Below are 26,379 nucleotides of genomic sequence, written 5' to 3' on the forward strand. Positions count from 1 at the left end.
GCAGGGATGGTAACTACTAACCATACAAAAAAGCGGACTCTCACAGGAAAGCGAGCGTTATAAGCGAATATTACAGCTTGATGTATAGTTTTGTAAAGTCATTCAATACCACATTAGGATTGAATGATTGGTACGGTTGCCACCTATGCGCTGATAGTACCTGAAAATGGATAAGCGCCCTTTACTACGCCCTCGTTTACGAAAGGAAATGTTTCTAGAAAAGATTAAAGCTGCAGAATCAGGTGTGATGCTTTACGGTATCACGCCACCAAAAACCGGTACGTCACCAGAACGAGTTACTGAGATTGCCCAGAAAACGATTGAGCGACTCACCGGGCTGGATGTAGATGCGCTCGTGGTGTATGATGTTCAGGATGAGTCTGCCCGCACAGCCGAAGAAAGACCATTTCCGTTTATAACCGCGCTTGATCCGCTCACGTTTGCTGCTGATTATCTGGATGCTTTATCCATCCCTAAAATAATCTATCGTCCTGCCGGTAAATTTTCCAACGAAGAGTTATCCACTTGGCTGGAAGAGTTGCATGAGCACAACTTCTATCCCGTTTTCGTTGGCGTACCGGCCCCTGATTTTCCGGTAAAAACCAGCCTTTCGGAAGCCTACAAAATTTGGAGTAAGCATCAGACTACCTCCGTTATTGGGGCCGTAACGATCCCTGAACGCCATAACGTACTGAACGACGAGGACGCCAGGATTGTGGAGAAAATGAGCTCTGGGGTATCCTATTTTATATCCCAGTGTGTATTCAATCTCGATTACGCTAAACGGGTAATCGAAGACCTGGCCTTACGCTGTAGCCAACAGCAAATAACTCCTCCGACCGTTATTTTCACGCTCACTGCCTGTGGATCAGCTAAAACGCTCCACTTTATGGAGTGGCTGGGTATTCATGTGCCGGACGATTTGAAAGAAGAGCTGAAAACATCGGAGGATATTCTCGAAAAATCGGTGCGGTTGTGCCTCGATATTGCTTCAGCGCTGACTACGTTCTGCATGGAGCGTTCCATGCCATTCGGCTTTAACATCGAAAGTGTTGCCATTCGTAAAGCCGAAATCGAAGCATCCATTCACATGGCTAACAGCATAAGTCAGATGCTAAAGGACAAAGGCGTACGAAAGGCGTTAAAAGTAAGGGACGAATCGCCTATCAGCCAATGAAAGTAGTGAAACTCAGTACAACCACGACCATCGTTTCGCCCAGTCCAGTAAGGCGGCATTACGCCACTTAAGCACCGTTTTCCCGCCTTGCTGACGACCATCGAAAAGGGACGTATCGCCCCGGTCGGTGTACCAGTTCGAACCCAGTTTAAAGTCGCTGGTACTACGTTTTCCCGGCCAGACATTGTGTACGACGAACTTTCCGCTTCCCTGAGGGAAACCAGGAATTGGTGAACTGAGCGTATAACTGAGCGTTTCGCTTTGTTTGGGAATGTACCTGATCGCGTAGTTGCCATGACCCAGATAATAACCCGCCCATTTCTGCTCACCAATCTGAGCCTGAACGGTCATCGTAAAACAGGCTGAATCAGCCGGAATGTTGAGATTAGGCCCTTTAACGTGAAACTCCATGATCGAATAAACGCCTACCGTATCGGCGGTAGATGTATTGCGGTTGAAAATAGTACGTGGGCTGCGATTGAACGTTTCAAAACTGCCTCCCCAGCTCTCTCTGAACGGATTATTCGGGTTGCCATCCATCATGTAGAGCAATGACGGCGTATCGCCCATTTTTATATTCCCTTTGTAGTAACTCTTGAAATCGTTGCCCAGATAACCGGCGGCACGAATATAATGGTCATAATAATTGCTGGTATTCAGGCTGTCGGGTACGCCATTGTTGGAAAAGAACCCGTTATATGATCCGTTGGCTTCAATAAACCAGAGATTTGGGAAATTTCGGGCGATATAGGCGTAACTGTTGGCACTCCATTTTTTGTTAGGCCCACCAATCCAGTACACTTTAATTTTATGTTGAATTTCCGGCGCATCGTGCAGTGCCTGTGCTACGTCTTCTAAACCTCCCCAAACCAGTACCCAAAGCGGTTGTTCGCTTTTCTTTTTCGCACACGTAATGATCCAGTTCGACCCTTCAGTGGCTGTCGCGTAACCCTTAAAGGGCGCTTCTCCATGCCGCCCCTGCTTGCAAACAGCCCGTAATGCATCGGGGGTAGGATAATTCGTTACGTGCTGACTCAGTTTAGGAAGGTCTTTTTCGTACAGATCAATCATTCGCAGTAGCTCGTGTTTTGTTCCGTTGCCATAGGAAGGAGAAGATACCAATCCTTCTGTCTCGAACAGGTTGCTATACATCAGGAAGTGAGTTATGGACTGATTGTCGTCGGGGTCGGTGCCGCCGATGTCGGTACTGATGAGGATGCGTGGCTTGACCGGTACGGGCTTCTGGGCAACAAGCGAGAAAGGAAGGATGACAAGCAGGTATGTAACTACTAAGTTTTTCATACTAAGATTTTACCTTACTAAGAGCTGGATTTTGTAATGGGAGTGGTCGGTGTGATAATGAAATAGAGCTAAACCGATTGTGGTTCTACTGCATCTTATTGCCCAGGCAACGTAGTATAAAGGGAGTTGCGTGAGAACTGGTTTGCTACGGCACCAATGCCAGATAGCGGGAGAGGTACAAATGGAAAAAACGTTGTGTACTGCTAACTGTAATGTGTTACGTTCTCCGCTTTTTGAGGTTACCCGTAAAAAGCATTGTAGTGAACGGTAATTTGTGATTTTTTAAACACTTGCTCTAAACACCACTTTATTCTTAAAACTCAATACATTATGAAAACGGTAAAGAAAGGTGATCAGGTTGAATGGAACTACGGTAAAGGCAAGGGAGCCGGAACGGTAGCGGAGGTCCATAAAGAGGATGTAAGCCGGAAAGTACAGGGCACGACGGTTAAACGCAAAGGTTCCGATGAGGAGCCTGCGCTGGTGATTAAGCAGGATAATGGAAAGAAAGTTGTTAAATCGGCTAGTGAGGTAGAAAAGCAATAAACCGTGCAACTATGGCGACAACAGCTCAACACAGGCAGACCGATGAGGAGCAGGACATTCAACAGGAGTTTAAGCACCTGGTGAATATGTCGGCTTCGGAACTCAACGAGTGGCTAAAAACCAACGAGTCAAAATCCGTAGGTCAAAAGAAAGAGGGGGCCAGTGAATCAATCGGCCATCAGTCGGGCGAACACATTATGGCTATTTTAGAAAAGAAAGCCAAAGACGTATCAGATGATGACCTGCACCAGATGAAACGAGTGGTCAGTTATATCAAACGGCATCTGGCTCAACGCCCAGACAAAGTAGACGGCTCAAACTGGGCGTATTCGCTGAAGAACTGGGGCCATGACCCTGGCAAAAAATAAACAGATTTGGTTGAGCTGACCAACCTGGTGCCTAATGCGGTTTACCAGGTTGGTCTAATTTTTGGCATCAGTACGAAGGAGTAAGCTCTTATGTATGGCTTTACTTCTGAAAAGCAACAGCTACATAGCTCCAACATTTTTTACGTTGCAGGATTTACCTATGACATAAGGCTGTCACCGGGTGCCTATTTCTTTGGGGTATCAATCAATTAAAAGATACCTGTATGTTTAATGTACTAGCTGATATAGCCTGGTTAAGCGTTTTACTCGCATTTGTGGTCTATTTTGTTCTGGGAGCCTTATGGTTTACCTTATTTTTCCCCCGACAATACCGGTTTTCGCTGGGCAGAGAAAATGACATGCCACAAACTACGGCGCCTATTTTTATTATTGGTCCAGCTGTGTGTACGCTCGTGATTACGGTTGCCACGGCTGTTCTGATCTATACGCTACCCATTGATTCTTACAGCGATGCGTTGCTATTTGCAGCTATTGTAGGGCTGGGCTATCTATCGGCCAATACGGTTACTATTGCCATCAATCCGAATATTCCTCGACCTCTACTGTACGGATTGATCAGCGGTACGTATCATCTGGTAGGAATACTGATTGTCTGTATGATCTTAGTGACTATGAAATAAACAGATACGTAGTAATGGTCGCTGGCTAATCGAACTGTAGTTCTGACCGGTGCTATTACTACGTTACTCATCTGAGGAGATCCTGCGAAAACAGTACGTATACGATCAATCATGGCAGAAAAAGAAATAAAAACGGTTTGCCCACTGAGTCGGCAGCAATGGCGGGAGTGGCTGCAGGCGCATCACCATACAGAAAAATCGGTCTGGTTGGTTTATTACAAAAAGAAATCAAATCGATCGACGCTGGCCTGGAGCGAAGCCGTGGATGAAGCGCTTTGTTTTGGATGGATCGATAGTCTGGCGAAGCCTATAGATGAGGAACGATACAGGCAGTTTTTCTGCCGACGAAAGCCAACTAGTGTATGGTCGAGAATTAACAAGGAAAAGGTTGAGCGGCTTATCCGTGAAGGGTTAATGGCCCAGGCCGGTTTGGACGTGATCGACCGGGCAAAGAGCAATGGCTCCTGGGCAATTCTGGACGATGCGGAAGCCTTAATAATTCCGGCTGATCTGGAAGAGGAGCTTCAGAAGAAACCGAATGCCAGGGCTTATTTTCTAGGGTTGTGCAAATCCGACAAACGGAATCTTCTGCAATGGCTTGTGTTGGCTAAACGGCCTGAAACGAGGCAAAAACGCATTGTTGACATCATAGAGTCGGCTGAGCAAGGCCTGAAGCCTAAACCTTTTCAGGAGGCTAAAAAGTAATCTGCGCATTGAATCAGTAGGCGCAGACGTAGCATGTAAGCAATGATTGATCCCGAAACAACCCGCCTTTCCCGATTAGTAGCGCTACTGACGCTCCTTCAAACGAAACGAGTGCTGACGGCTACTGAGTTGGCCCGCCGTTTTTCGGTGAGCCGACGTACCATTTATCGCGACATTAGAACGCTCGAACAGGCAGGTATTCCTGTCGTAACGCAGGAGGGAAAAGGCTATGCGATGCTGGAGGGTTATCGGATTCCGCCGGTCATGTTCACGCGCGAAGAAGCCATTGCGCTGCTCACCGCAGAAAAGCTGGCTGTTCAACTCACCGATGCGCCTACGGCTCAGCTTAGTGGCCAGGCGATGGAGAAGTTGCGGGCTGCCCTACGTTACGCGGATCGGGATCATCTCGAAACGTTAGAGCCTCATATTCAGGTTTTAGAGCTTGCTAGTCAACCCGCTGGCTCGAATGCTTACCAACTTTTGGTAACTGCCGTTACAGCGCACCGGGTCGTCAGGTTGGTCTACTATTCCGCTGAAGCGGGATCGCTCAGTACACGTGAGATAGAGCCTATAGGGCTTTATTTAAGTAAGCACTGGCATGTAGTGGCGTATTGCCGGTTGCGGCAGGCTTTTCGGGATTTTCGCCTTGACCGCATCCAGCACCTCTCCCTCAGCGAAGAGGTTTTTCCGTCCCGCCCCGAAACCTTGCAGCACTATTGGGCCGACGAAGCCAGGCGTCGTTCAAAGGAAAAGGTTGTTATCCATTTTCGGGCAACTGCTATCATGCCAGCCTTGGCCCAGCATTTACAGGATACGAAACATCAATATGGCTGGGCACACGATCAACCTCAATCAGACGGAAGTGTGGAAATGACATTTCTCGTTGGCTCACTATCCTATCTGGCCACCTGGCTGCTTCCGTATGGAGGAGCCATAACGATTCTGGAGCCACCTAAACTGCGGGAGCATTTACGGGATCAGGCTCAGAGGGCTTATACTTTTTTCTGTGCCTTCCAACCGGATTTCCCAACTGGAGAATGATTGATTTCCTGCTAGCCGATCCTATTTAATGGCCAAAATACCAAACGCCAACTCTGATTGAATTGGCGTTTGGTATACTACGTAGTTCGCGAAAGTTATATTAGAAAGCCGGTACGAATAAAACAGCATCCGCTACCACGGGGCCGTCGGGTTGTTTGGCAACGATTTCTACCGACGATGTTTTTCCTTTGGGTAAGGTGTATTCGCCCAGTGATACCCATTCGCCGGTGGTCTGACCTACTACAACAATATCGGCGGGTTTGATGGGAATGGTTTTGCTGCTAGTGCCGTTCGATACTGTAATGCCTAGTTCTGTTGTCGTCTTGGATAGGCGAGGGAAGTAGGTGTAAATGTGATATTTACCGGCTTTGAGAATATCAGGCGTAAACTTCACGGAGCCACCGGCCGATTCTTCGTTCACCAGATACGACGGGCCATAACCACCTTTGAGTTTCGTTTCCAATCGCCACGAACCGGTGGTCGCTACGTTGTCTTTGTTGTCGTTGTCGACCAGAATTTCGGGCGTGCTACCATCGGCCAGGGGATCAGCTTTTAGTTTCTGCTGAAGTTTGGCAACGTCGATTTTCTGTACGCTGGTTTTGGCATCGATCGCCATAGCTGCCGCCAGCGCCGTCGATTGCCCCAATACCATAAAAACGGGTTCCATACGTATTGAACCATACGCAATGTGAGAAGCCGACAGACAAACCGGAACCAGCAAGTTCTGACATTCGCTTTCTTTCGGAATCAGGGCGCGGTATGAAATGGGGTAGGGACCAAAGCCGCCAACTTCCACGTTTCCTTCGTTCTTCGCCATTTTTTTGCCGTCTTTTTCGATGACAATCCGCTGAATATTGTGCGAATCCATCGTATAGGCGGCCATGCCAACACCATCGTTCACGACTTCTTTGCCCTGGCAATTGGCCTGCGTCATGACGTAAGCACCGACCAGCCGCCGAGCTTCGCGGACGTAGAGTTGTGGCGACCAGTTTCCGTTGTCGGTGTATTCGTCTTTTGGGTAGCCCCACTTCAGCATCGACTGTCGAAGCTCTTCAGGAACGCGCGAATCATGACCGAAGAAATACAGCAGACTTTTGGTGTACAGTTCGTGGTCGCGGATGATTTGCGCCCGTTTCTCATAGCTCGCGTCGGGGTATTCGTAATTCATCCCGATCATGTCGGTTGAGAAACCGTTTCGGTTGTTGATGTCGGTTTTTTTGTTGGGCATTCCGCTCCAGATAAAATAATCGTTGAGCGTTTTCCGATTAGGTTGGGCCGCAATCAGCCGAGCCAGTAGTTCAAACTTAGTCGAGTCGTAACCCGCCGGGCGCGTAATAGGCACCTGATTCGCCGGGTCCGACGACAGGCAGATGCGGTAATTATACGCCTGCACTTTGGTATCGCCCGTACCGTTGGGCTCGAGTTTGGCCGGACTAACGCCCCAGACCAGCCCCGATTCAGGATTGCCAGGCGTTTTATACGGGTCGATACCATCGGGAAGCTGGTGACCCGTCATGAGCTGCACACCGCTGATCGTTTCGTTGTATTTCGAATTGTCTTCGCGCCCAACCGTGTAGGATACGCCTGCTTTGGCCATCAGATCCCCTTCATACGAGCAGTCGATAAACATCTTGGCCCGAACGCTACGTTTCGCGGATGGATTGTCGGCGTTTTCGAGAACGATTTCCTGAATTTGACCGCCGTTCTTCTTCACACTCGCCAGCCGATGCGAATACAGTACGTTCACCTGACCACGTTTGACGTATTCCCCGAATAAATCTTCAGCTACGTGTGGCTCGAAAATCCATTGTTCAAACTTGCCGTAGTGCTTCCCGATCCGTCGGTAATAATCGCGGGAAATGCCGGTGATCGCGTATTTATTGCCAATATCGGTCAGGCCAAGACCGCCCGAGGTCATACCGCCGAGGTGTTTTCCGGGCTCGATCAGTAGCACGGTTTTACCCGCTTTTCGGGCTGTATAGGCCGCTATAACACCGCCCGACGTGCCGCCGTATACACAAATGTCGACCTGCTGCTGGGCAATGGCCGAAAACGTAATTAGAAAAGTAAGACAGAATACTGTTACGTATCGCATAATATAAACTGAGGTAATGATAAGTATGCAATCACAAATAGCTTAGAGTAACTCTACAAGGGTATTTTTGTCCTGCTGACGAAGGAAGCATCTTCGGGAGCAGGACAAAAGTCATCTCTGTAGATGCTTCCTTCGTCAGCAGGACAAAAAATAAACTAATGTATTTTCAGCGACCTAATTAACCTTATTTTGCTTGTAAAGCGGCTAGTTGATTCGCTTCAAAATTGGCATCATTCGCACTGATGCCCTTGCTATAGACCAGAATTGCCTTTTGCTGGAGCAACGATTTCTGCAAGTCAGAAACGGGTAAAGTATGAACGGATTGTTTTTGCTGAACACATAATGCCGCTGCTGTTCCGGCGGCCTGCCCGAGGGCCATCCAGCAGGGTTCCATACGTAGCGTGGAAAAACCGATGTGCGTGGCCGATGCCGGAACCGGAGCCAGCAAATTCTCAAGGGGTGAATCAGGCACGATTACCCGAAACGGTACGGTGTACACAGCCGACGGATAACTGATAAAACCATCCAGATGAATACGGCCTGGCTCGCGTTTTCGAACGGCGTGCGAATCGAGGGCGTAGTGACTGGCTGTGATGCTATCGGCGTGTAGGGGAGGACGTTCGCCGGGTTTTACGGGGATGGCGTCCTGCGCTTTGAAGATGTATTTGCCTTTCATCCGGCGACCTTCGCGCACGTAGAGTTGCCGGGGAAAATGGCCGTTGTCGGTGTATTCGTCTTTAGCCCAGCCCCATTCCGAACACTCTTTGCGGAACCAGTCGGGCAGTTCGGAGTCGTTCTGGGCGAAGTAAAACAAGCCTTCGGTGTATTCACGAAGCCGTTGTGCAAAGCGGTCGCGCCAGTCCCAACCTGACGTTGGATAGGGCCAGTTTTCTTCGGGCAGATCGGTCGAGATGAAGGCATGGTGCTGGTTGTTGCCGTCGTTTTTTCCGTTGGGCAGCTTCACCATATTCGTTAACCAGGCAATGCCTTTGGGCATGCCGGGTACGTCGGGACGGATGCCCGCTTTGGCGTTACGTTCGAATTCGGCCTTCTGCGCATCGGTGAGTTTCGACATCGCTACGCCCGTGTAATGGCCGGTTTTGACGTCATTAATCAACGATACGTACTCTGCCCGATTGTAATTGGCTGGCTTCTGAATTTTTACCCGGATTTTTGGGTCATTGGTTACGCAAAGGCGGTAGTTGTACGATTGCACGGCATTGTCGCCCGCAAACGTCGAACCCGGACCTTCTGGACCTGCCCAGTATTTATAAACCCGACCAGCGCCCACTTCGCCGTATTCCGACTTACCTTCCCGACCCAGAAAAAACGGTACGTCCGCAGCCGCGATCAGATCGCCCTCATACGTAGCGTCGATGAAAAAACGGCCCTGATACGTTTCCGGCTTCTTCGTCGTACGGTTCAGTACGCGAATTCCCTGAATCCGGTTGTTCTGAATCGTCAAGTTTTCGGGTTCGAAGTCGAACTGCCGCATCGTCAGTACCGTTACGTTGGGGCTTTCTTTCAGAAAATCATTGAAGATTTTGGCTGCTACCGAAGGTTCGAAATGATAGCCGTCGGAACAATCCTTGGCTTGCTGCGAATCGGCCCCGTATTTCGCTACGTAGTGCGCTTTGATCCGGTTCACAAATTCGATAAACAGCCCGCCCGTAGCACCACGTGTAGCAATATCGGTGGCCCCGAGACCATTGGCCGGTAAGCCGCCAATGTGGGCCGTACGTTCCAGAAGCAACGATTTTTTGCCCATTCGCGAAGCCGCCACAGCCGCCATAATGCCGCCGGGCGTACCACCAACGATTATCAAATCATAGTCACTATCCGCTAAAGGTGCAGTTGTATTCGCATATAATTCGGGAAGACCGGCCGAAAAAGCCAGACCACTCAGGCCAGAGATTTGTAGAAAACGACGGCGGGTTGTAGGCATGTTGGAAAAGATTGATAGAACGCTGGTATTTATGATTAGTATGGTTTAAACAGATCATACCAATCATAAACATCAGCGTTCTATATGAAGCTTAATAACCAGGGTTTTGGGTGAGTGCTTTATTGGTTACGGTTTCGATGAATGGTATTGGCCACAGGTAATCGCGTTCGGGCTTGAAAATCCGAACTTCCACTACACGCATATCAGCTTTGTTCGGCACCGAGCTGTAATCGGGCGTACCGTTAGCGTCGATGACGGGTGCCGTAGCCAGTAAGCCTTTTGGAATACGACCCAGAAAATTACCGGCCAACAGCTTGTCGGCCAGCTTCCAGCGACGAATATCCACTAAACGAAAGCCCTCGTTCGTCAATTCATACTTGCGCTCTTTCCGAATAATCGACCGGAGTTCGGCCTGGGTTTTGCCGGTTTTGATGGCGGGCATATTCACTGTCGGGCGCTGACGGACCGCGTTGATGGCATCATAAACCGACTGATCGATCTGGTTGGCTTCAATTTTTGCCTCGGCGTAAATGAGCAATACTTCGGCGTAGCGAATCAGGCTGATGTTCAGTTCTGAATTGCTCCGGTCGTTGGCGTCGGTCAGGTCGGTGTATTTCCGCCAGCAATAGCCGGTATACGTAGCAAAAGCGTGAATCGCATCCTGATTATCCACACGGGCGCCGGTAGCATAGTTGATTGTTTTGACGCTGTCTTTGTGGGTTTCGAACTTGAAATTGAAGTAATTAGAACCCGGGACCGCTACCGTGAAATCGAGCCGGGGATCGCGATTTTTGAACGGATCTTTCGGATTGTAGAGGGGCGATTTGTCAATCGTCAAACCGTCTGTACACTCGTACGCATCGACCAGCAACTGCCCCGGAACTTTGTTGGAAGCGCCCTGCGCATTCCGCGACAGAAAATTCTGCGGAGTTGCGTGAACAACCGTGCTGGTTTTCAGGTACTGAAGCGCGAAAATAATTTCAGTCGATGTCTGACCGGCATACGAGAATAGCTGACCATAATTCGTGTGCAGTTTGTGGTAATTCAGGTCCATAACCGCTTTGGCTGCGGTGGCTGCATCGGCCCATTTTTCGTTGTAGAGCGCAGTACGTGCTTTGGTGGCTAAAGCGGCTCCTTTCGTAGCCCGGCCAGCGTTGATGCCACTGTAGCTAACGGGTAAATCGTTAGTCGCAGCGTCCAACTCGCTCATAATGAACGTAACGCATTCTTCTTTGGTGCTTTTAGGAACCTGCGATTCCGCCAGACCGATCGTTTTGGTAACCAGTGGCACCCCGCCAAATAACTCGATCAGGTAGTGATACGTATAGGCACGCACAAAACGGGTTTCGGCGCGGTAGCGAGCCTGCAACGTAGCATCCATCTTGCCATCGAGCTTGCCCATGTTGTCGAGAATGAAATTACAGCGGCCTATGATCTTGTAGGAATTGTCCCAGATCGATTTCGAGAAGCCGTTGTTGCTGTCGTGACTGCCTTTCCCGATTTGTTGCAGCGAGCTATTATTCCGATCCCAGCCCAGGTCGGTACCATCGTCGAGTAAGAGCTGCATGGGCATACCGTCGAGCGGGTGGAAGTTCATCCCTTTATAGCAGCCATTGACGGCCAGTTCCAGTTCGCTGGCATTGGCAAAATAAGACTGGTCGGCGGGGCCTTCCAGCGGGTACCGTTCGAGGTAATCTTCGCAGGACGTAGTACTGAGCGTCAACGCAACGGCCAGAAACCAGTAGTGTATTTTTTTCATTTGTAAAGTCTTTAGGAATTGAATAAATGCGGCTGATGCTTAAAAATTGACGTCGATACCAAAGCTGTACATTTTGACCTGCGGATAGCTACGTCCTGATCCCACCGGCGATTCGACATCGTAGCCGTCCCAGAATTTGTCGAACGTGAGAATGTTCTGACCGTTGGCAAACACGCGGATGTTGTTGATGCCGATTCGTTGCGTCAGTGACGTAGGAATCGTATAGCCGAACTGAATATTTTTCAGGCGGAGGTAAGCCGCGTTACGTAGCCAGAAACTGGAGATTTTTTCGTTGTTAGCTTCGCTGAACGCCAGCCGGGGAAACGTAGCATTTGGCGTTTCGGGTGTCCAGTGATCTTTGTGTTGTTCCTGCACGGTTCCGCCCAGAAAGAACGGCATAATGCCCTGCTCATACAGCATACCATCAGCCTTGCCTACGCCCTGAAGGATAAGGTTCAGACTGAAACCTTTATAGTAGGCATTCAACGTAGTGCCGTAGGTAAAGCGGGGAATGGTGTTGCCCAGTACTACGTTGTCGTTGCCGTTAATGATGCCATCGCCATTCTGATCTTTATACTTAATGTCGCCGGGTTTGATAACGCCGAACTGCTGGGCGTGCGAAGCTACTTCGTCCGCTGTCTGGAATAAGCCTTCCGCCTGTAATCCATAGATCGACTGGATAGGGTACCCTTCGCGGTTGGCTAGCGTTCCGACCTGATTCACACCCCGTAAATCGACCACTTTGTTTTTAACATCCGAAATGTTGAACCCAATATCGTAGCGAAAATCCCGGATCGATCCTTTATAATTCAGACCAAGCTCCCAGCCTTTATTTTCAACAACCCCGGCATTCTGATACGGTTTTCCTAACCCAATGATGGCCGGAATGTCCAGATCGAGCAGAATGTCCCGCGTTTGTTTGTAATAATAATCGGCGGTGACCGACAGGTTCGACAACACCACAGCGTCGATACCAATGTCGGTCATCTCGGTAGTTTCCCAGGAAATACCCGAGTTGGCTAACGTATTCAACGCTACTACGTTGACAATCTGTTTGCCGAATGTATAAGGCCCAAATTGTAGCGCCGACATGAACGGGTAATTACCGCCCTGAATGTTCTGATTACCTAACTGGCCCCACGACGCTCTAAACTTCAACTCATTGATGGTTCCCAAAAGTGGCTGCATAAACGATTCCTGCGAAATACGCCAGCCAGCCGACACCGACGGGAAGAAGCCGTATTTGTGCCCTTTCGAAAACCGCGACGAACCATCGTACCGCGCATTGGCTTCAAAGAGATATTTCTGCTTGAAATCGTAGTTGATACGGCCAAACGCCGATTGCAATGCCCATTCAGAAGCACCGCCCGACGACCGCTGAAGGTCCGACGCCCCCGCATTTAACACCTGATAGTCGGGCAACAAAAACCCTTCGCGGTAGCCCGTTACGTTGTCGTTTCGAAAATCCTCCCGCGAGAAACCACCCAGTATTTTCAATCCGTGATCGCCGTATACTTTGTCGTAAGTCAATGTGGCCCGGAGCGTATTGTACATCGACCGGTTGGTGGTTTCGGTCAGGCTACTACGTGCCGGAGCCAGAAAACTCAACGTACCGTCGGGCTTGTACGCCTGTACCGATTTGTTGAAATTTTTGTCAATCGAGAGCGCGTATTTGGGCGAATAGGCAAGTTCAGCCGTAAGTCCGTCAACGGGTTTATATACCAGAGCTGCGTTGAGCATGACGTAGGGGCTGTTGTTTTTTCGGGTGCCCCCATCGCGCGACATCGCAATTGGGTTGTCGCCGTTCCAGCCGTCGCCCCAGGTGCCATTCGAGTTGATGCCAATCTGGTTGGCCGGAATCCGGTTCATCCAGTGAAACACTTCTTCCGAACCCCGTCCTGGTTCGAGTGTGGTAGCGGCCACAATCTGCAAATCGGCGCGGGCACTGAATTTTTTGGAAATCTGAATGTCCATATTGTTTCGGAGCGTATACCGCCGGAAACTGGAGTTTTCGATAACGCCTTTCTGATCGAGATAACCGGCAGACGTCAGAAATCGAATTTTTTCGCTACCACCGTTGATACTGAAAAAGTGGCTTTGTTGTAAGCCGGAGCCGGTTAATACTTCGCGTTGCCAGTCGGTATCGGGATATAAATCGCGGTTGGTGGCCCCTTCGGTGCGGTATTTATTAATCAGGTCGTCGGAATACAACGGCGCGCGACCAACGTTCACATAGGCTTCGTTAGTTAACAGCATATGGTCGATGGCGTTGGCCATTTTGGGCAGATTCGTGGGCGATTGCCAGCCGATGTAGTTGTTGTAACTCATCGAAATTCGGTTGGCTTTGGCCCGTTTGGTCGTTACCAGAATCACGCCATTGGCCGCCCGCGATCCGTAAATCGACGCCGAAGCCGCATCTTTCAGCACCGTAATAGACTCAATGAGGTTCGGATCGATGCTGTTCATGGAGCCCTCAATATTGTCGATCAGCACCAGTGGATCGGAGTTGCCAAGCGTACCGACACCCCGAATTCGGATAGTTCCGGCATCGCCACCGGGACGGCCCGATCGCTGCGTTACCGTAACGCCCGGCATCATACCCTGCAAGGCCGACGACGTTTGCCCAACCGGCCGGCGGGTAATTTCTTCGCTGGAAATGCTGGAAACGGCACCCGTTACGTTCACTTTTTTCTGCGTGCCGTATCCCACAACCACCACTTCCGACAGCGCTTTGGTATCGTTCTGGAGCTTTATGCCGATTGTGGTGCGATTACCAACGGTGGTTTCCTGCGGAAGGTATCCCACGAAGCTGAAAACCAATACGGCCTGCTCGTTGGGTACGTTCAACTGATAAAAGCCTTTGCTATCGGTGCTGGTGCCGCGCGTTGTGCCTTTCACCACCACACTCACACCTGGTAAACTGGCACCCGATTCGTCGATGACCGTACCGCTGACACTGATGTCTGCTACGTTGGCTTGATGCGTACCGGACGATTCAGCTCCATTTACAGCCGTTCGCTCATCAGACGTAGCGGGCAAGGGAGTCGACTCTGTTGCTTCTTCCTGGCGGCTCAATACGGTTGCCTTTGTGCGGGCAACTTCGGTAATGACGTATGTGTCTTTTCGGATTTTGCGGACACGTAAACCCGTGTTTTTCAGGAGATGAGTTAAGTTTTTCTCTAGCGATGAGTTTAGATTAAGGGCGTCGGAAGAGACGTTTTTACCGGCCATGATCCGGTCTTCAAAAAGAATTTCAACCCGGTAATGGCGCTGTAAATCGAGTAATACGTTTTTGAGCTGGGTTTGTACGCTTCGGTTTGTCTGGCGCGGCAAAACCTGAGCGGAGGCAAACGTCTGGCAGAAGCTGAGCTGGGGAAATCCAGTCAACGAAACAGCTACCAGACTTAACTGGAGTAAGGTTTTCTTCATTAGTTTGACTTAAGAAAGAGGGGGAGTAATCAGTTATCTTTTAGAATGGGAGTTGCGCCCGTAGAATCGACGCGGAGTGTGAACGTAGCAGTCAGTAAATCAAGGAGTTCATTGGCGGTTCGGGCGTGAAAATTGCCGGAGATGGTACGTTGTGCGAGCGAATCGTCGGCTACTTCTACCTTCTGGCCGAAATATTCGCCAATCAGGTAACACGCTTCCCACAGCGACGTATCGCGAAACTGAAAGAGATGTCCTTTTTGGGCGTCAATCGCTTTTACGGGAGCCAGTGGGCGGAGATGAATGTTTCCCTGTTGGGTGAGCATGGCCATTTCGCCGGGCTTCATCACCAGTTGCTGTTTTTTCGTGTCGGTTTTGTAGTCGATTCGGATTTTGCCCCGGTCGAGCACTACGTTGGTACCCTGTTTTCGTGCGTAAACCGTAAACTCGGTACCGAGTACTTCAACCTGAAACTGATCGGAAGTTTTTACGACAAACCGCTGATTATCCAGCTTGTGCGTTACCGAGAAGCGAGCTTCGCCGGTGAGAGAAACCTGCCGGATATCCTGCCGGAAACCGAAGCGCGGTACCTGAAGCGATGAGTTGGGTTTCAACGTAACGCCGGTGCCATCTTCGAGCTGAATACGTTGAGTTTGATCAACCGCCGTTTGATACGTCTGGTAGAGGAGTGTGGTACGTACGGGGCTGAGGGCTATGCCCAGAACCAGTAGCGCGACGGCAGCCACCAGATATGGCCGCCAGTTCCACAGTCGGAAAGGCGATGTTGTTGCTGGTTCGTTCACTATGTCTGGGGTTTCGGTCTGGTCCAGGCGTTGCGCCAGCTTGTCGAAGGCTGTTTCCTGATCGGGCTGAAACTGGAGGGCACTCATTTCCCATTCCAGCAGCCAGGCGTGGAAGGTTTCGGTATTGGCCGGGTTTTTCAGCCATTCTTCCACGATCTGGCGTTCGAGGGGGTTGGCCTGTCCGGCCAGATAGGCAAACAGGTTCTGTTTCGATAACGAATGAGTCATATTCGTATAAGTTGAACGGGAGACGTTACAAACCGTTTTCTCCCTTAATCCATTAAGCAAAAAGATTGAAAAGAAGCAGGAGTAAGGTCCACTCCTCGCGTAGTGTCTGGCGCAGATGTTTGAGCGCTCGGGAGATATGCACTTCCACCGTTCGGGGCGAAATCTGTAATTCGGCGGCTATCTCGTCGTATTTTTTGTTCTCAAACCGACTCAGCAGAAACACCCGGCGGCATTGGGCGGGTAGCTGGCTAATGGATTCATTGACAGCCAGGAAGAGATTGTTGAAATGCACCTCCGCATCGGGCTGTGGCTGGTTGCCGGGCAGGTTATTTTCGGTGCTCGATTCGATGGAGTCGGTTTTGCCGAATTCTTTGCGCAGGTGCGTATACGCTTCGTTCCGAACCGCCGTAAATAAATAGCTGATGTACGACGAATGAATTTTCTGGTACGCTTCCGACCGATAGAACTGGTAAAAGACTTCGCTCACCAAATCTTCGGCCAGTTGCCGGGAGTACACAAACCGAACGGCATGGCTGCACAAGGGCGTGTAATACTGCCGGAACAGCAACTCGAACCCTTTACGGGGGTCCTGCTCGAAGGTTTTTCGTAGAAAAAGTTCTGAATCGTATACCGTCGACATTGGCTTTGGCTCGTTTACGGATGGCGAGGGCCAGGGGTCGGAGGTAGCGTTAGGTGACAATACAGTAAAGATAGCCATTGACTCGAAAATGCTAAACGAATCAAAGACTTAATTGCACAATTTTACCCTTACTGGTTTTTGAAAAAAAAATCGTCAGGCTCGTTTTTAGAGAATTGAAGGGCTTTTTATTCGGAAATAATGGCATTGACTGTGAGGCCGAATAAAGACCCCTACTAAGAATTCAGGGCATGCGGAATAGCGATGACTAGAACGGCTTACGTATCGATTCGAAGCCGAATTGGTTGCCAGGTATCAATTTTTGAAGAAATAGCGATCGGTTACGAGACCCAACGATGAAGTGGTTGATCGACGAACCAGTCGATTCTGGGTGTCGTACTCTGTTACGTAGGTCGTTGGCTGGGGCGTAGTGAGTGTATCCTTAAAGGTTCGGCTGAGGAGGTTATTCATGCTCATATTCTGGTGAATATAACCCAGATTGAGCGTCCAGTAGATTCCTTTCAGTACGTTGGGCTTATTGTCATACTGAAACTCCGTTTTGACAGTCGAAATAGTGCCATTGGCATATTTATGGCTCATAAGCGTCATGTTATCGCCCTTATAGTCGAAAAGCTGGCCGACGTGATAGCCGTTAGGGTCTTTTACTTCAATCAACCGATTGGCTGAGTCGTAAATGAGGGTGTTACGTTCCAACACACGCGCTTGTCCATCCAGTTCTACCCGATACAACAGGTGAGCACTGTGACGCTCCTTTGCATCATATACCATCTGCTCCATGAAATAGAAGGATGTGCCGCCGGGCTGGATCACTTTGGTAAACGTTCGATAGGGTTTGTCATTTTTGTATTCATAAATCACCGCATTATCGACGCCTTTAGACGGTGAATTAAGTACCGACCGACCGATGATTCGCTGCCTGGTATCATAGGGGAAATTTATCGTAAGACTCGTGGGATTAGCCCCCGCATACGTAGTTATAATTCGATCCAGTTTTCCTTTGGGCGTTACAGAAGCGTTGATAACAGCCACAAAATCAGGAATCGTAACCTTTATCAGCGAATCATCTTGAGTCACCAAAGCCGACAGCGAATCGCTGGGGTTCTGGAGTTGCGTAACGGGTTCCGGCTGGTTCGACTGACAAGCCTGTAACAGGAAAGCAAAAAGAGTGAATGAGATCGAAATCCTGAAAAGAAAGCGCATTACGTATGTAGTTGAGTCCGTTTTGACTAGTGCTGTAAAGCTACGTCCAATATAGGAAGCTTTGCGGTCGTGCTAGTTACTTTTTATCAGCAAATCGCCCGGTTTAGGGTAGGCGGTTCGCATTATTGTATTTCTGCTGTTAATGAAGATGTAAAGTGTTTATCCACAACGTGTAGATGTGCGCCAATGGACAACAAAATGTTGGAAATTAGCACAGCCATTAATCTTTTCTCTGCATGAATTATTTCCTGGAATCACTGCTACTGGTAGCCTGGGGATTGTTGATAGCCAATGGCTGTAAACCGAAGGAAGATACCCTGCCAGCACCTACTACAGAAGGACTCAATACGTTTGGTTGCAAAATCAACGGTAATGTCTGGATCGCCAATGGAGTTCGTAATGATCAGGGCCCGGCGGCTAAAGCAATTGACGTCGAATTCAGGCCGTTGAGCGACTCCACTTTTTATTTGTTCATCCATACCAATGCCAGCTCTAAAGATCGCATTCAATTAGCACTGACCAAAGGCGTAATGGGTACCAATAAGGTCAGAAACCGCTACGACGATCCTTTTGCTATTTACTACGACAACCAGTTCCGGCTTTTTACCTCAATGGAGTCCAATCCTGGCAACGTAGTCATTACTCGCCTGGATACCCAGAAGCGAATTGTATCAGGAACCTTCGAGTTCGACGGTCAATATCCTGTCAGTAAAGAGGTGGTACGAATCACGGAGGGCCGTTTCGATATTGATATGAACAAGCTGTAACCGGTTCGCTTCTCCAGTAATAAGTTTTTTTACACGCGCACCAGAATTATCCAAAGTTGTTTGGGAGATTCTGGTGCGCGTGTGTTCTTATTGGTCTAAAGGGTGGGTTATTCGTTGGTATTTGCTGTGTAAATCGGTATTTTATTTTTAAAATATTAAAAAAATTGAAATTTTTTCTGGAGAAGGGGTGCCCGGCCAACGGCTTCGATTGTCTTCTGGATAATTAACCTAAAAGCTTATGAACGAGAGCAAATTTCTGGAAACCTTGGTTGAACGCTATCTCAACAACCAGGCAACTGACAAGGAACTGGAAGTATTTATGGATTTGCTCAGGCAGGGAAGGCTGGACGATTTGATTAGGGAGCGCATGGATAGGGACGAAGAGCAGGATAACCCCGAAAACCCGGAATGTTCAACCGTCAGAAGCTTCCACTCTCAACTACAGTGGTTGCAAATAGCAGCCTCCGTGGTTCTTATTCTTTTTTGACTGTCTTAAAGCTGGCTCTGCTATGATGGTCAGCATGGCCTCTTTTCAAAGGGCTTTCACGACGCTTTTGCAATACAACAACCTGTTAACTGATTAAGTAAATGAGTGTATCATTACAAAAGAGAATTCGGGCCCTTGTCTGTTTGGCAGTCTCGACCTCGATTATTGTACCTGCCGATGCTGGGAACCGACCGCATAATGGGGGAAAACCCAGTCAGAACTATGAAAAACGGGCTGATTCTTACGGTAAGACTACCGCTCGGGCAGTAATCACAGTGCGCGGACGCGTTATTTCGCAGGAAGACCGTATGGCGATGCCGGGGGTCAATATTGCCATAAAAGGCACAACGACTGGCACCACAACCGATGGTGATGGCAATTATACCATCAACGTACCATCGCAGGAAAGCACGCTCATTTTTTCGTTTCTGGGGTACGTATCGCAGGAAATCCAGGTCGGTACACAAACCGCCATCAACGTAACGTTATCGCCCGATTCGAAAGTGCTGAACGAAGTGGTGGTAACGGCGCTGGGTTTTAAAGAAGAAAAAGACCGGCTGGGCTCTACAGCATCGACTATCAAAGCCGAAGACATTAAACGGTCGGGAGAAACGGGCGTCATCAACGGCTTAGCTGGTAAGGCGGCTGGCGTATTGATTTCGCGCTCCACCGGCGATCCGGGTGCCGGTTCGTATATTCAGATTCGCGGCCAGAACACCATTACAGGCTCAAACCAGCCGCTGATTATTATCGACGGCGTACCGATGAGCAACAGCACCACGGGCGATTCGCGGTCGGGCGTAGCACAGCAGTCGCGTTTGAACGACATCAATCCCGAAGATATTGCCAGTATGCAGGTGCTGAAAGGGGCGTCGGCGGCTGGTTTGTGGGGTTCCCGAGCGGCCAACGGCGTTATCGTGATAACTACCAAACGGGGGGCTAACGATAACAAACTGAATGTCAGCTTCACATCAACGGCGTCGTTCGATAAGGTTAACGTAATACACCCGTTGCAGGAAGCGTATGGACAGGGCTCTCTCGGCGTTTTTAACCCAACCACCCAGTATTCGTGGGGCGATAAAATTTCGACCCGGTCGGGCGCTGAGGACGTAGTGAATATGAATGGCGCTCGGTTTGAGTCGGATAAGGGCAAGACGTTTTACCCGATTATTACCAAAAATTCGCAGGAAACCTTTAACGAAGCCAGAAAAGACGCCGTTTTTAGGACGGGTACGTATCTCGATAACAACCTGAGCATCAGTGGAGGGAACGATAAAGGGAACTTCTACCTGAGCTTCGGGAATCTGGCACAAAAGGGCATTTTTGCTGGACAGAGCGATTACAAACGTAGCTCCGTGCGGTTTAACTCGGTCCGTCAGTTCAACGATATTGTGCGGGCATCGGCCAATGCTAACTTTATTCGTACGACGTCGAACCGGATTCAGAAGGGCGATAACACCAGCGGTGTATACATTGGTATGCTACGTTCGTCGCCCGATTTCGACAGTCGTTACTGGAAAGGAACGTATTACGCGTCGCCAACGGCGGCCGGTATCCGTAATCGCCAGCGTTCGTACCGGAACTACCTCGGCGCATCGGCCAACCCGAGCTACAACGACCCGCTCTGGACCATCAACGAACTCACCAACCTGACCGAAGTTGACCGGCTGATTATGAATACAGAGCTGGTTGTTACGCCCAAAGACTGGTTCAGCATTACCGCTCGTGGCGGCATCGATACGTTCAACGACCGTCGGGTGACGAACAACCCGGTTTCGTCAGTCGTAAACTCGGGCGCCGGTCAATATGAACAGCAAATTATTTCAGAAACGGAATTGAACCTCGACGTAATCGGTCGGGCCAGCAAAGATCTTTCAGAAAATGTAACGAGCACATTGATTGCCGGATTTAATATCAATGATCGGAAATACAACAGCTTAGGTGGTCAGATGAACGGTTTTATTCTGGAAGAAGCGCCATCAAACTTTGCCAACTCGACGGCGGCTAACAACTATCCGTACAATTCGCAATCGCACCGCCGGACGGCTCGCTTATATTCGACTCTGAACCTGGGTTTTTATAATCAGTTGTTTGTTAACGGGTCGATTGCAGCTGAGTCGGGTTCTACGTTCGGCAGCGCATCGAAATCGACGTTCTATTACCCATCCACCGACGTAGCGTGGCAGTTCAGTCAGTTGCCTATTTTCCGGGCAACACCGCTCTCGTTCGGTAAACTGCGGGCTTCGTATGGGATTGTGGGTATTCAGCCCGAGCCGTATCGGAATACAACGCCTTATATCAGTGCGTCGTTCAGCAGTTGGGCTACCAACCTGACGGGTTCGGGCTACGGCGGTGCGTACGTAGAAAGTGCTACCCAGGGCGACCCAAACCTGCTTCCCGAACGCAAAACGGAGTGGGAAATCGGAACCGACCTTCGCTTTTTCAAGAACAAACTCTCTATTGGCTACACCTATTACCAGAACCAGATTCGCGATCTGTTGCTACAGGTATCGTCGGCGGGCTCTACCGGATTTAGCCAGAAATACACCAACGCCGGTAGTATGGAGAACAAAGGTATGGAGGTCGATATTAATGTGAACGTATTGCAAAAGAGTGATTTTCAGTGGAATGTGTTTGCCAACTGGAGCCGGAACCGCAACCGCGTAACGAATTTGGGCGGCACGGAAATCATTACGTTTACGGGCGGGGCATTGAGTACCGTAGCTCACGTGGGCGATGCGTTGTCGGCTTTCTATGGCGGAACGTATCAGCGCAAAGACGACGGCTCTATGGATCTGACACCAACGGGTTTCCCAAAACTAAGTACTACGTTGGGTGTGGTGGGCGATCCTAATCCCGATTGGCGGGGCGGCTTCGGAACCAATGTGTCCTATAAAAAACTATCGCTGAATGTCTTGTTTGAAACGTTCCAGGGCGGTGATTTCTACGAAGGAACACGGGGCGTACTAGTCAACTTCGGTACGTATGCCGACGTGGGTAATGAAGTAACCTTGCAGCAGGATATGTACAACTATGCTGGAACGCTCTTCAAAGCCGGTACTACGCTACGTGGTAATGTAAAAGATTATGGTGGTGGGCCTGTGTTGCTCGATCAGTCATTCTATACGTCAATTGGCGGCCATTCGGGCCAATTGACTGAGCAATTTGTGCGGGATGGTAGCTGGACACGGATTCGGGAAATAACGCTGGGCTACGTTTTGAATTCGGCGGGTTTCCGAAAAAAGACCAGGCTGGAATCGGTCAGCTTCGGCGTAACGGCACGTAATCCTGTTCTCTGGACAAAAGTGGTGGGTATCGATCCCGAAACGAACGTATCGGGTGTGGGTAACGCACGTGGTGTGGATTACTTCAACAATCCAAGTACAAAGTCGCTGGTTTTCAGCTTGAAAATCAATTACTAATCGAACAAAGAAACATCATGAAACGTCGATATAAAACTATTTTTTCGATACTGGTTGGGCTGGCTTCGTTTTCCTGCGAATCGCTGGTGTCGGATATGAACCAGGACCCCAATAACCCGACAGACGCATCGGCCGAATACCTTTTCACCGGCACACAGATTGCGCACATTGCTGCTCAGGAGGGCATGGCAAGCCGTTTGACGATTGTCTGGACGGGCTACGGATTTGGTGCTTTCCAGCAGTTTGGAACATGGGGGCAATACCAGATTACAGCCGCCAACTTCGACGACGATTGGAATTTGTTCTACACGGGCGTTAACAAAAATGCAGCCCGGACGTTGGCCAAGGCAACGCAAAATGGTAACCGCGTCATGGCTGGAATAACGAAGATTATTCAGGCTCAGAATATTGGTACGGCTTCCGAACTATGGGGGGATGTACCGTTTTCGGAAACGGCTAATACGGCCAATTATGCCAATCCGCATTTCGAAGCGCAGGCTGAGTTAATTCCGAAGCTGATTGCGTTGCTGAACGATGGCATTGCCGATCTGGAATCGGGTATAGGTGCTGTTAGTACGCGCGATATTTTCTTCAGTGGCGACGTAACGAAATGGAAACAGGTGGCCAACACGTTGAAAGCTCGATTGTATCTGGATTTGAAACAGTACGACAACGCCTACACGGCAGCGCAGTCGGGTGTAAGTTCGTATGCCAATTCGATGTATGCCACACACGGCACTACCGCCAGCGTGAACGAAAATCAGAACTACAGCTTTCTGACTAACGTCCGGGCGGGTAGTATTACGGCAGAAGGAGCCTACAATGCCGAGTTGCTGAATCCGGCCAAAACTGCTACGTATCGCGGCAATTCGAAAACCAACGAGACAGCTCGGTTCAAATTCTACTATCTCGAAAATGGCGTGAACGCGCCGGGCGTTATTGAGCCTAATACGCTCACAACTACGGCTAACCGGGGTTTCTTTGCGCGCGATGCCAGTTTTCCGCTCGTTACGTATCAGGAGAATCTGCTCACGCTGGCCGAGATGGCACTACGTTCGGGAAAAGGTTTTGACGTAGCATTGGGGCATCTCAATACGTATCGTAGTTTCCTGAATGGAGGTGGCTATCTGCACGCTACGTATAAAGTGGCTGGTACCTATAAATATGATCCCTACGTAGCGGCTGATTTTGCGGCTGGCGGCATCGAAAACAAAGATGGTATAACGGCTAACAATGCGTTGCTGCGTGAGATTCTAGAAGAGCGTTACGTTACGTTCTACGGTCAGCATATTGGTTGGAACGACGAACGCCGTACACGTAGTGAAGGGCTGGGTATCAAACTGAAACCAAACAACGGTAGCCAGTTGCCGGGGCGCTTTATTTACTCGCAGAACGAAATCAACTCCAATCCAAATAGCCCACGTACCGTGCCGAGTCTGTTTGAAACAACCGCTATCTATAAGTAGAAGCCATTTTTTTTCTGACAGGATTAACATGATTTACAAGATTCTCTACACCAACTTATCCTGCAAATCATGTTAATCCTGTCAGAAAAAAATAAGTATATAATCGACTGAACTACAGTAAAATGCAGTATAAAGTATACCCGTTTCTGATCATTTTTAGCCTGTCTGTCAGCTCTGTTTTTGCGCAGTCGCCATTTACGGTGCAGGAGGCAAAGACACTGCAAAAGCGGGCCAAGGGCATCGAGATTGTGAAAGACACCTATGGCGTACCGCACGTGTACGCCAAAACCGACGCCGATGCCGTGTTTGGGGAAATGTATGTGCAGTGTGAGGAGTTTTTCGACAAAGTTGAAACCTCGCTGATTGGTCGATTAGGCCGGACGGCGGAAACCGAGGGAGAAAGCTCGATTTACAAAGACCTCTGGACGCGGATGTTCATCGATTCGGCGCAGGCTGTTCAGCTTTATCAGAAAACGCCCGATTGGCTCAAAAAACTCTGCGATGGGTATGCGGCAGGCATCAATTACTACCTCATTACGCATCCGGCCGTAAAACCCAAATTACTGACGCGCATTGAGCCGTGGATGATTCTGATGAACAACGTACCGGCTATGGGCGGCAGCAACGTCGGCGAGGCTGACTTTAAGGCGTTCTACGGAAAAGAAGCCACACAGCCTATGGCAACCAGCCGGAGCTTCACGGCTGAACCACCCAAAAATGACGGCTCGAATGGCTTTGCGCTGGCACCCTCGCGCACACAGAGCAAGAAGGCAATGCTGTTCATCAACCCGCACGCTGAATACTATGGGCGTATTGAAATTCAGTTGGTTAGCGAAGAAGGTCTAAACTCCTATGGGGCTCCTTTTCTGGGGCAGTTCAACATTTTTCAGGGATTCAATGAGTTTTTAGGCTGGATGCACCCCGTTTCATTGTCGGATGCGAAAGACCTCTATGCTGAGCATGTAGAACTGAAAAAGGGCCGGCTCATGTATCGCTACAACGGTGCCTGGAAGCCGGTCGACAGTACGACCATTGAGCTTCGCTACAAAAAAGGAGATAGCTCGGCAACCAAGAAATTCACTACGTATCGCACGCATCACGGCCCGGTTGTTTACGCAACGGCGACGCGCTGGATCGCGCTAAAGACCTACGAGCCAAACATCGAATTGTTGGGGATGCACTGGCTCAAGATGAAGGCTCGTAGCATGAAGGAATTTACGGATGCCATCAACGCCCGCGCTATGGTTGGCAGCAACGTAGTATACGCCGATAAAGATGGCAACATTGCCTACTGGCACGGCAATTTCGTACCAAAGAAAAATCCATTGCTCGACTGGCGACGCCCGGTCGATGGTACTACGTCGGCGACAGAGTGGCAGGGTACGCACGAACTGACCGAGATTCCGCATTACATCAATCCGGCCAATGGTTGGTTGCAAAACTGTAATTCGACACCCTTGTATGGTGCCGGTACGTTAGACACGACGATGCTGAACAAGTTGCCTTCGTATATGTTGCCCGACGGACATACGCCCCGCGCTGTTCATGCCGTGCGCGTGCTGACGCCATTGGAAAATGCCACGATGGACGATGTGATTAAAGCGTCGTACGATACGTATCTGCCCAGCGGTGAGCGCTTTGTGCCAAGCCTGATTACAGCTTATAACACAACCTCGAACGATTCGCTACGTTCGAAACTGGCGGGCCCCATCGACGTACTGAAAAATTGGGATTTCAAGACCGATACCAACTCCGTGGCCACTACGCTAACGGTGCACTGGCTCGAAAAAGTGATCCAGCTCGATATGGCACGACTACCTCGTCCGGCCACTACCGAAGAGCAGTATTCGTTGACCAACGGAGCCGCTCTAACTACCGAGTTTCTTTCTGCAACAGAACAACTTACTGCATTGGCGCAGGTTGTGACTGAACTCGAAAAAGAGTTTGGTACGTGGCAGGTAACCTGGGGGCAGGACAATCGGTTTCAGCGGATACCCGACAAAGATCCAAGCGATGACAAACTGAGCTGGGGCGTTCCGGCAACGCCCGGATTTATGGGTTCGCTGAATGCGTATGTCAGTAAAAAAGCAGTCAAAACCCACAAACGATACGGCATTACGGGCAATACGTTTGTGGCTGCGGTGGAGTTTGGCGATAAACTCCGTGCCAAAACCATCCTGACGGGTGGAGCCAGCTCTGACCCCAATTCACCCCATTATCTCGATCAGGTGAAAGGCTACATCAACGGTGAATACAAAGAGATTTATTTCTATAAAGACGACGTATACAAACACGCCGAAAAAATCTATCACCCCGGCGATAAGTGATGTGTAGCCTGGACGT

General features: G+C 49.6%; 19 protein-coding genes. 11 read left to right on the top strand and 8 right to left on the bottom strand.

Features of this window, described 5'->3' with window-relative positions; translation table 11 throughout:
* The first annotated feature begins 208 nt into the window (after positions 1–208).
* Positions 209–1,177, top strand: a complete 969-nt coding sequence (locus GK108_RS06760) for a methylenetetrahydrofolate reductase (protein WP_163944782.1) — start codon at positions 209–211, stop codon at positions 1,175–1,177.
* Between the two features lie 12 nt (positions 1,178–1,189).
* Here GK108_RS06760 and GK108_RS06765 read toward each other — a convergent pair whose 3' ends face one another.
* Positions 1,190–2,479 (bottom strand): nucleoside hydrolase-like domain-containing protein, encoded by a 1,290-nt coding sequence (locus GK108_RS06765; protein WP_163944785.1) that lies wholly within the window; start codon positions 2,477–2,479, stop codon positions 1,190–1,192.
* A gap of 330 nt (positions 2,480–2,809) precedes the next feature.
* On the opposite strand from GK108_RS06765, the gene GK108_RS06770 reads away from it, so the two are divergent.
* The 5 genes from GK108_RS06770 to GK108_RS06790 all read left to right on the top strand — a co-directional run bounded on the left by GK108_RS06770 (position 2,810) and on the right by GK108_RS06790 (position 5,780).
* Entirely contained in the window at positions 2,810–3,025 is a 216-nt protein-coding gene (locus tag GK108_RS06770) for a hypervirulence associated TUDOR domain-containing protein (RefSeq protein WP_163944790.1), read from the top strand.
* 11 nt (positions 3,026–3,036) lie between these two features.
* Positions 3,037–3,393: a DUF3140 domain-containing protein gene (locus GK108_RS06775; RefSeq protein ID WP_163944794.1), complete on the top strand. Its 357-nt coding sequence runs from the start codon at positions 3,037–3,039 to the stop codon at positions 3,391–3,393.
* Positions 3,394–3,617: 224 nt separating this feature from the next.
* Positions 3,618–4,034 carry a DUF1761 domain-containing protein gene (locus GK108_RS06780; RefSeq protein WP_163944797.1) on the top strand — a complete coding sequence of 139 codons (417 nt, stop codon included), beginning with the start codon at positions 3,618–3,620 and terminating at the stop codon, positions 4,032–4,034.
* Positions 4,035–4,145: 111 nt separating this feature from the next.
* On the top strand, positions 4,146–4,739 hold the full coding sequence (locus GK108_RS06785; protein WP_163944801.1) for a YdeI/OmpD-associated family protein: 594 nt from the start codon (positions 4,146–4,148) through the stop codon (positions 4,737–4,739).
* Positions 4,740–4,781: 42 nt separating this feature from the next.
* Positions 4,782–5,780 (top strand): helix-turn-helix transcriptional regulator, encoded by a 999-nt coding sequence (locus GK108_RS06790; protein ID WP_163944804.1) that lies wholly within the window; start codon positions 4,782–4,784, stop codon positions 5,778–5,780.
* 100 nt (positions 5,781–5,880) lie between these two features.
* Here the strand turns inward: GK108_RS06790 and GK108_RS06795 are convergent, their stop codons facing one another.
* The 7 genes from GK108_RS06795 to GK108_RS06825 all read right to left on the bottom strand — a co-directional run bounded on the left by GK108_RS06795 (position 5,881) and on the right by GK108_RS06825 (position 17,894).
* Positions 5,881–7,875 (bottom strand): FAD-dependent oxidoreductase, encoded by a 1,995-nt coding sequence (locus GK108_RS06795; RefSeq protein ID WP_163944808.1) that lies wholly within the window; start codon positions 7,873–7,875, stop codon positions 5,881–5,883.
* Between the two features lie 184 nt (positions 7,876–8,059).
* The gene (locus GK108_RS06800) at positions 8,060–9,820 is read right to left on the bottom strand and encodes an FAD-dependent oxidoreductase (protein ID WP_163944811.1); all 1,761 of its coding nucleotides are present in this window, start codon (positions 9,818–9,820) and stop codon (positions 8,060–8,062) included.
* A gap of 91 nt (positions 9,821–9,911) precedes the next feature.
* Complete coding sequence (locus GK108_RS06805) at positions 9,912–11,579, bottom strand: RagB/SusD family nutrient uptake outer membrane protein (RefSeq protein ID WP_163944813.1); 1,668 nt, start codon at positions 11,577–11,579, stop codon at positions 9,912–9,914.
* Between the two features lie 39 nt (positions 11,580–11,618).
* Positions 11,619–15,008: a SusC/RagA family TonB-linked outer membrane protein gene (locus GK108_RS06810; protein WP_163944816.1), complete on the bottom strand. Its 3,390-nt coding sequence runs from the start codon at positions 15,006–15,008 to the stop codon at positions 11,619–11,621.
* A 29-nt stretch (positions 15,009–15,037) separates the two neighbouring features.
* Entirely contained in the window at positions 15,038–16,036 is a 999-nt protein-coding gene (locus GK108_RS06815; protein WP_163944820.1) for a FecR family protein, read from the bottom strand.
* Between the two features lie 52 nt (positions 16,037–16,088).
* Positions 16,089–16,754: an RNA polymerase sigma-70 factor gene (locus GK108_RS06820; RefSeq protein WP_246224735.1), complete on the bottom strand. Its 666-nt coding sequence runs from the start codon at positions 16,752–16,754 to the stop codon at positions 16,089–16,091.
* Between the two features lie 234 nt (positions 16,755–16,988).
* On the bottom strand, positions 16,989–17,894 hold the full coding sequence (locus GK108_RS06825; RefSeq protein WP_163944823.1) for a hypothetical protein: 906 nt from the start codon (positions 17,892–17,894) through the stop codon (positions 16,989–16,991).
* A 236-nt stretch (positions 17,895–18,130) separates the two neighbouring features.
* Here GK108_RS06825 and GK108_RS06830 point away from each other — a divergent pair, with 236 nt between their 5' ends.
* The 5 genes from GK108_RS06830 to GK108_RS06850 all read left to right on the top strand — a co-directional run bounded on the left by GK108_RS06830 (position 18,131) and on the right by GK108_RS06850 (position 26,363).
* Positions 18,131–18,661, top strand: a complete 531-nt coding sequence (locus GK108_RS06830; RefSeq protein WP_163944827.1) for a DUF6252 family protein — start codon at positions 18,131–18,133, stop codon at positions 18,659–18,661.
* 238 nt (positions 18,662–18,899) lie between these two features.
* Positions 18,900–19,148 (top strand): hypothetical protein, encoded by a 249-nt coding sequence (locus GK108_RS06835; protein WP_163944830.1) that lies wholly within the window; start codon positions 18,900–18,902, stop codon positions 19,146–19,148.
* A 101-nt stretch (positions 19,149–19,249) separates the two neighbouring features.
* On the top strand, positions 19,250–22,570 hold the full coding sequence (locus GK108_RS06840) for a SusC/RagA family TonB-linked outer membrane protein (RefSeq protein WP_163944833.1): 3,321 nt from the start codon (positions 19,250–19,252) through the stop codon (positions 22,568–22,570).
* 17 nt (positions 22,571–22,587) lie between these two features.
* A complete protein-coding gene (locus tag GK108_RS06845; RefSeq protein WP_163944836.1) occupies positions 22,588–24,036 on the top strand; it encodes a SusD/RagB family nutrient-binding outer membrane lipoprotein in 1,449 nt (482 codons plus the stop codon).
* Between the two features lie 122 nt (positions 24,037–24,158).
* On the top strand, positions 24,159–26,363 hold the full coding sequence (locus GK108_RS06850) for a penicillin acylase family protein (RefSeq protein WP_163944839.1): 2,205 nt from the start codon (positions 24,159–24,161) through the stop codon (positions 26,361–26,363).
* Positions 26,364–26,379: the final 16 nt, after the last annotated feature.

This window comes from Spirosoma terrae (assembly GCF_010435915.1).
GTDB lineage: Bacteria > Bacteroidota > Bacteroidia > Cytophagales > Spirosomataceae > Spirosoma > Spirosoma terrae.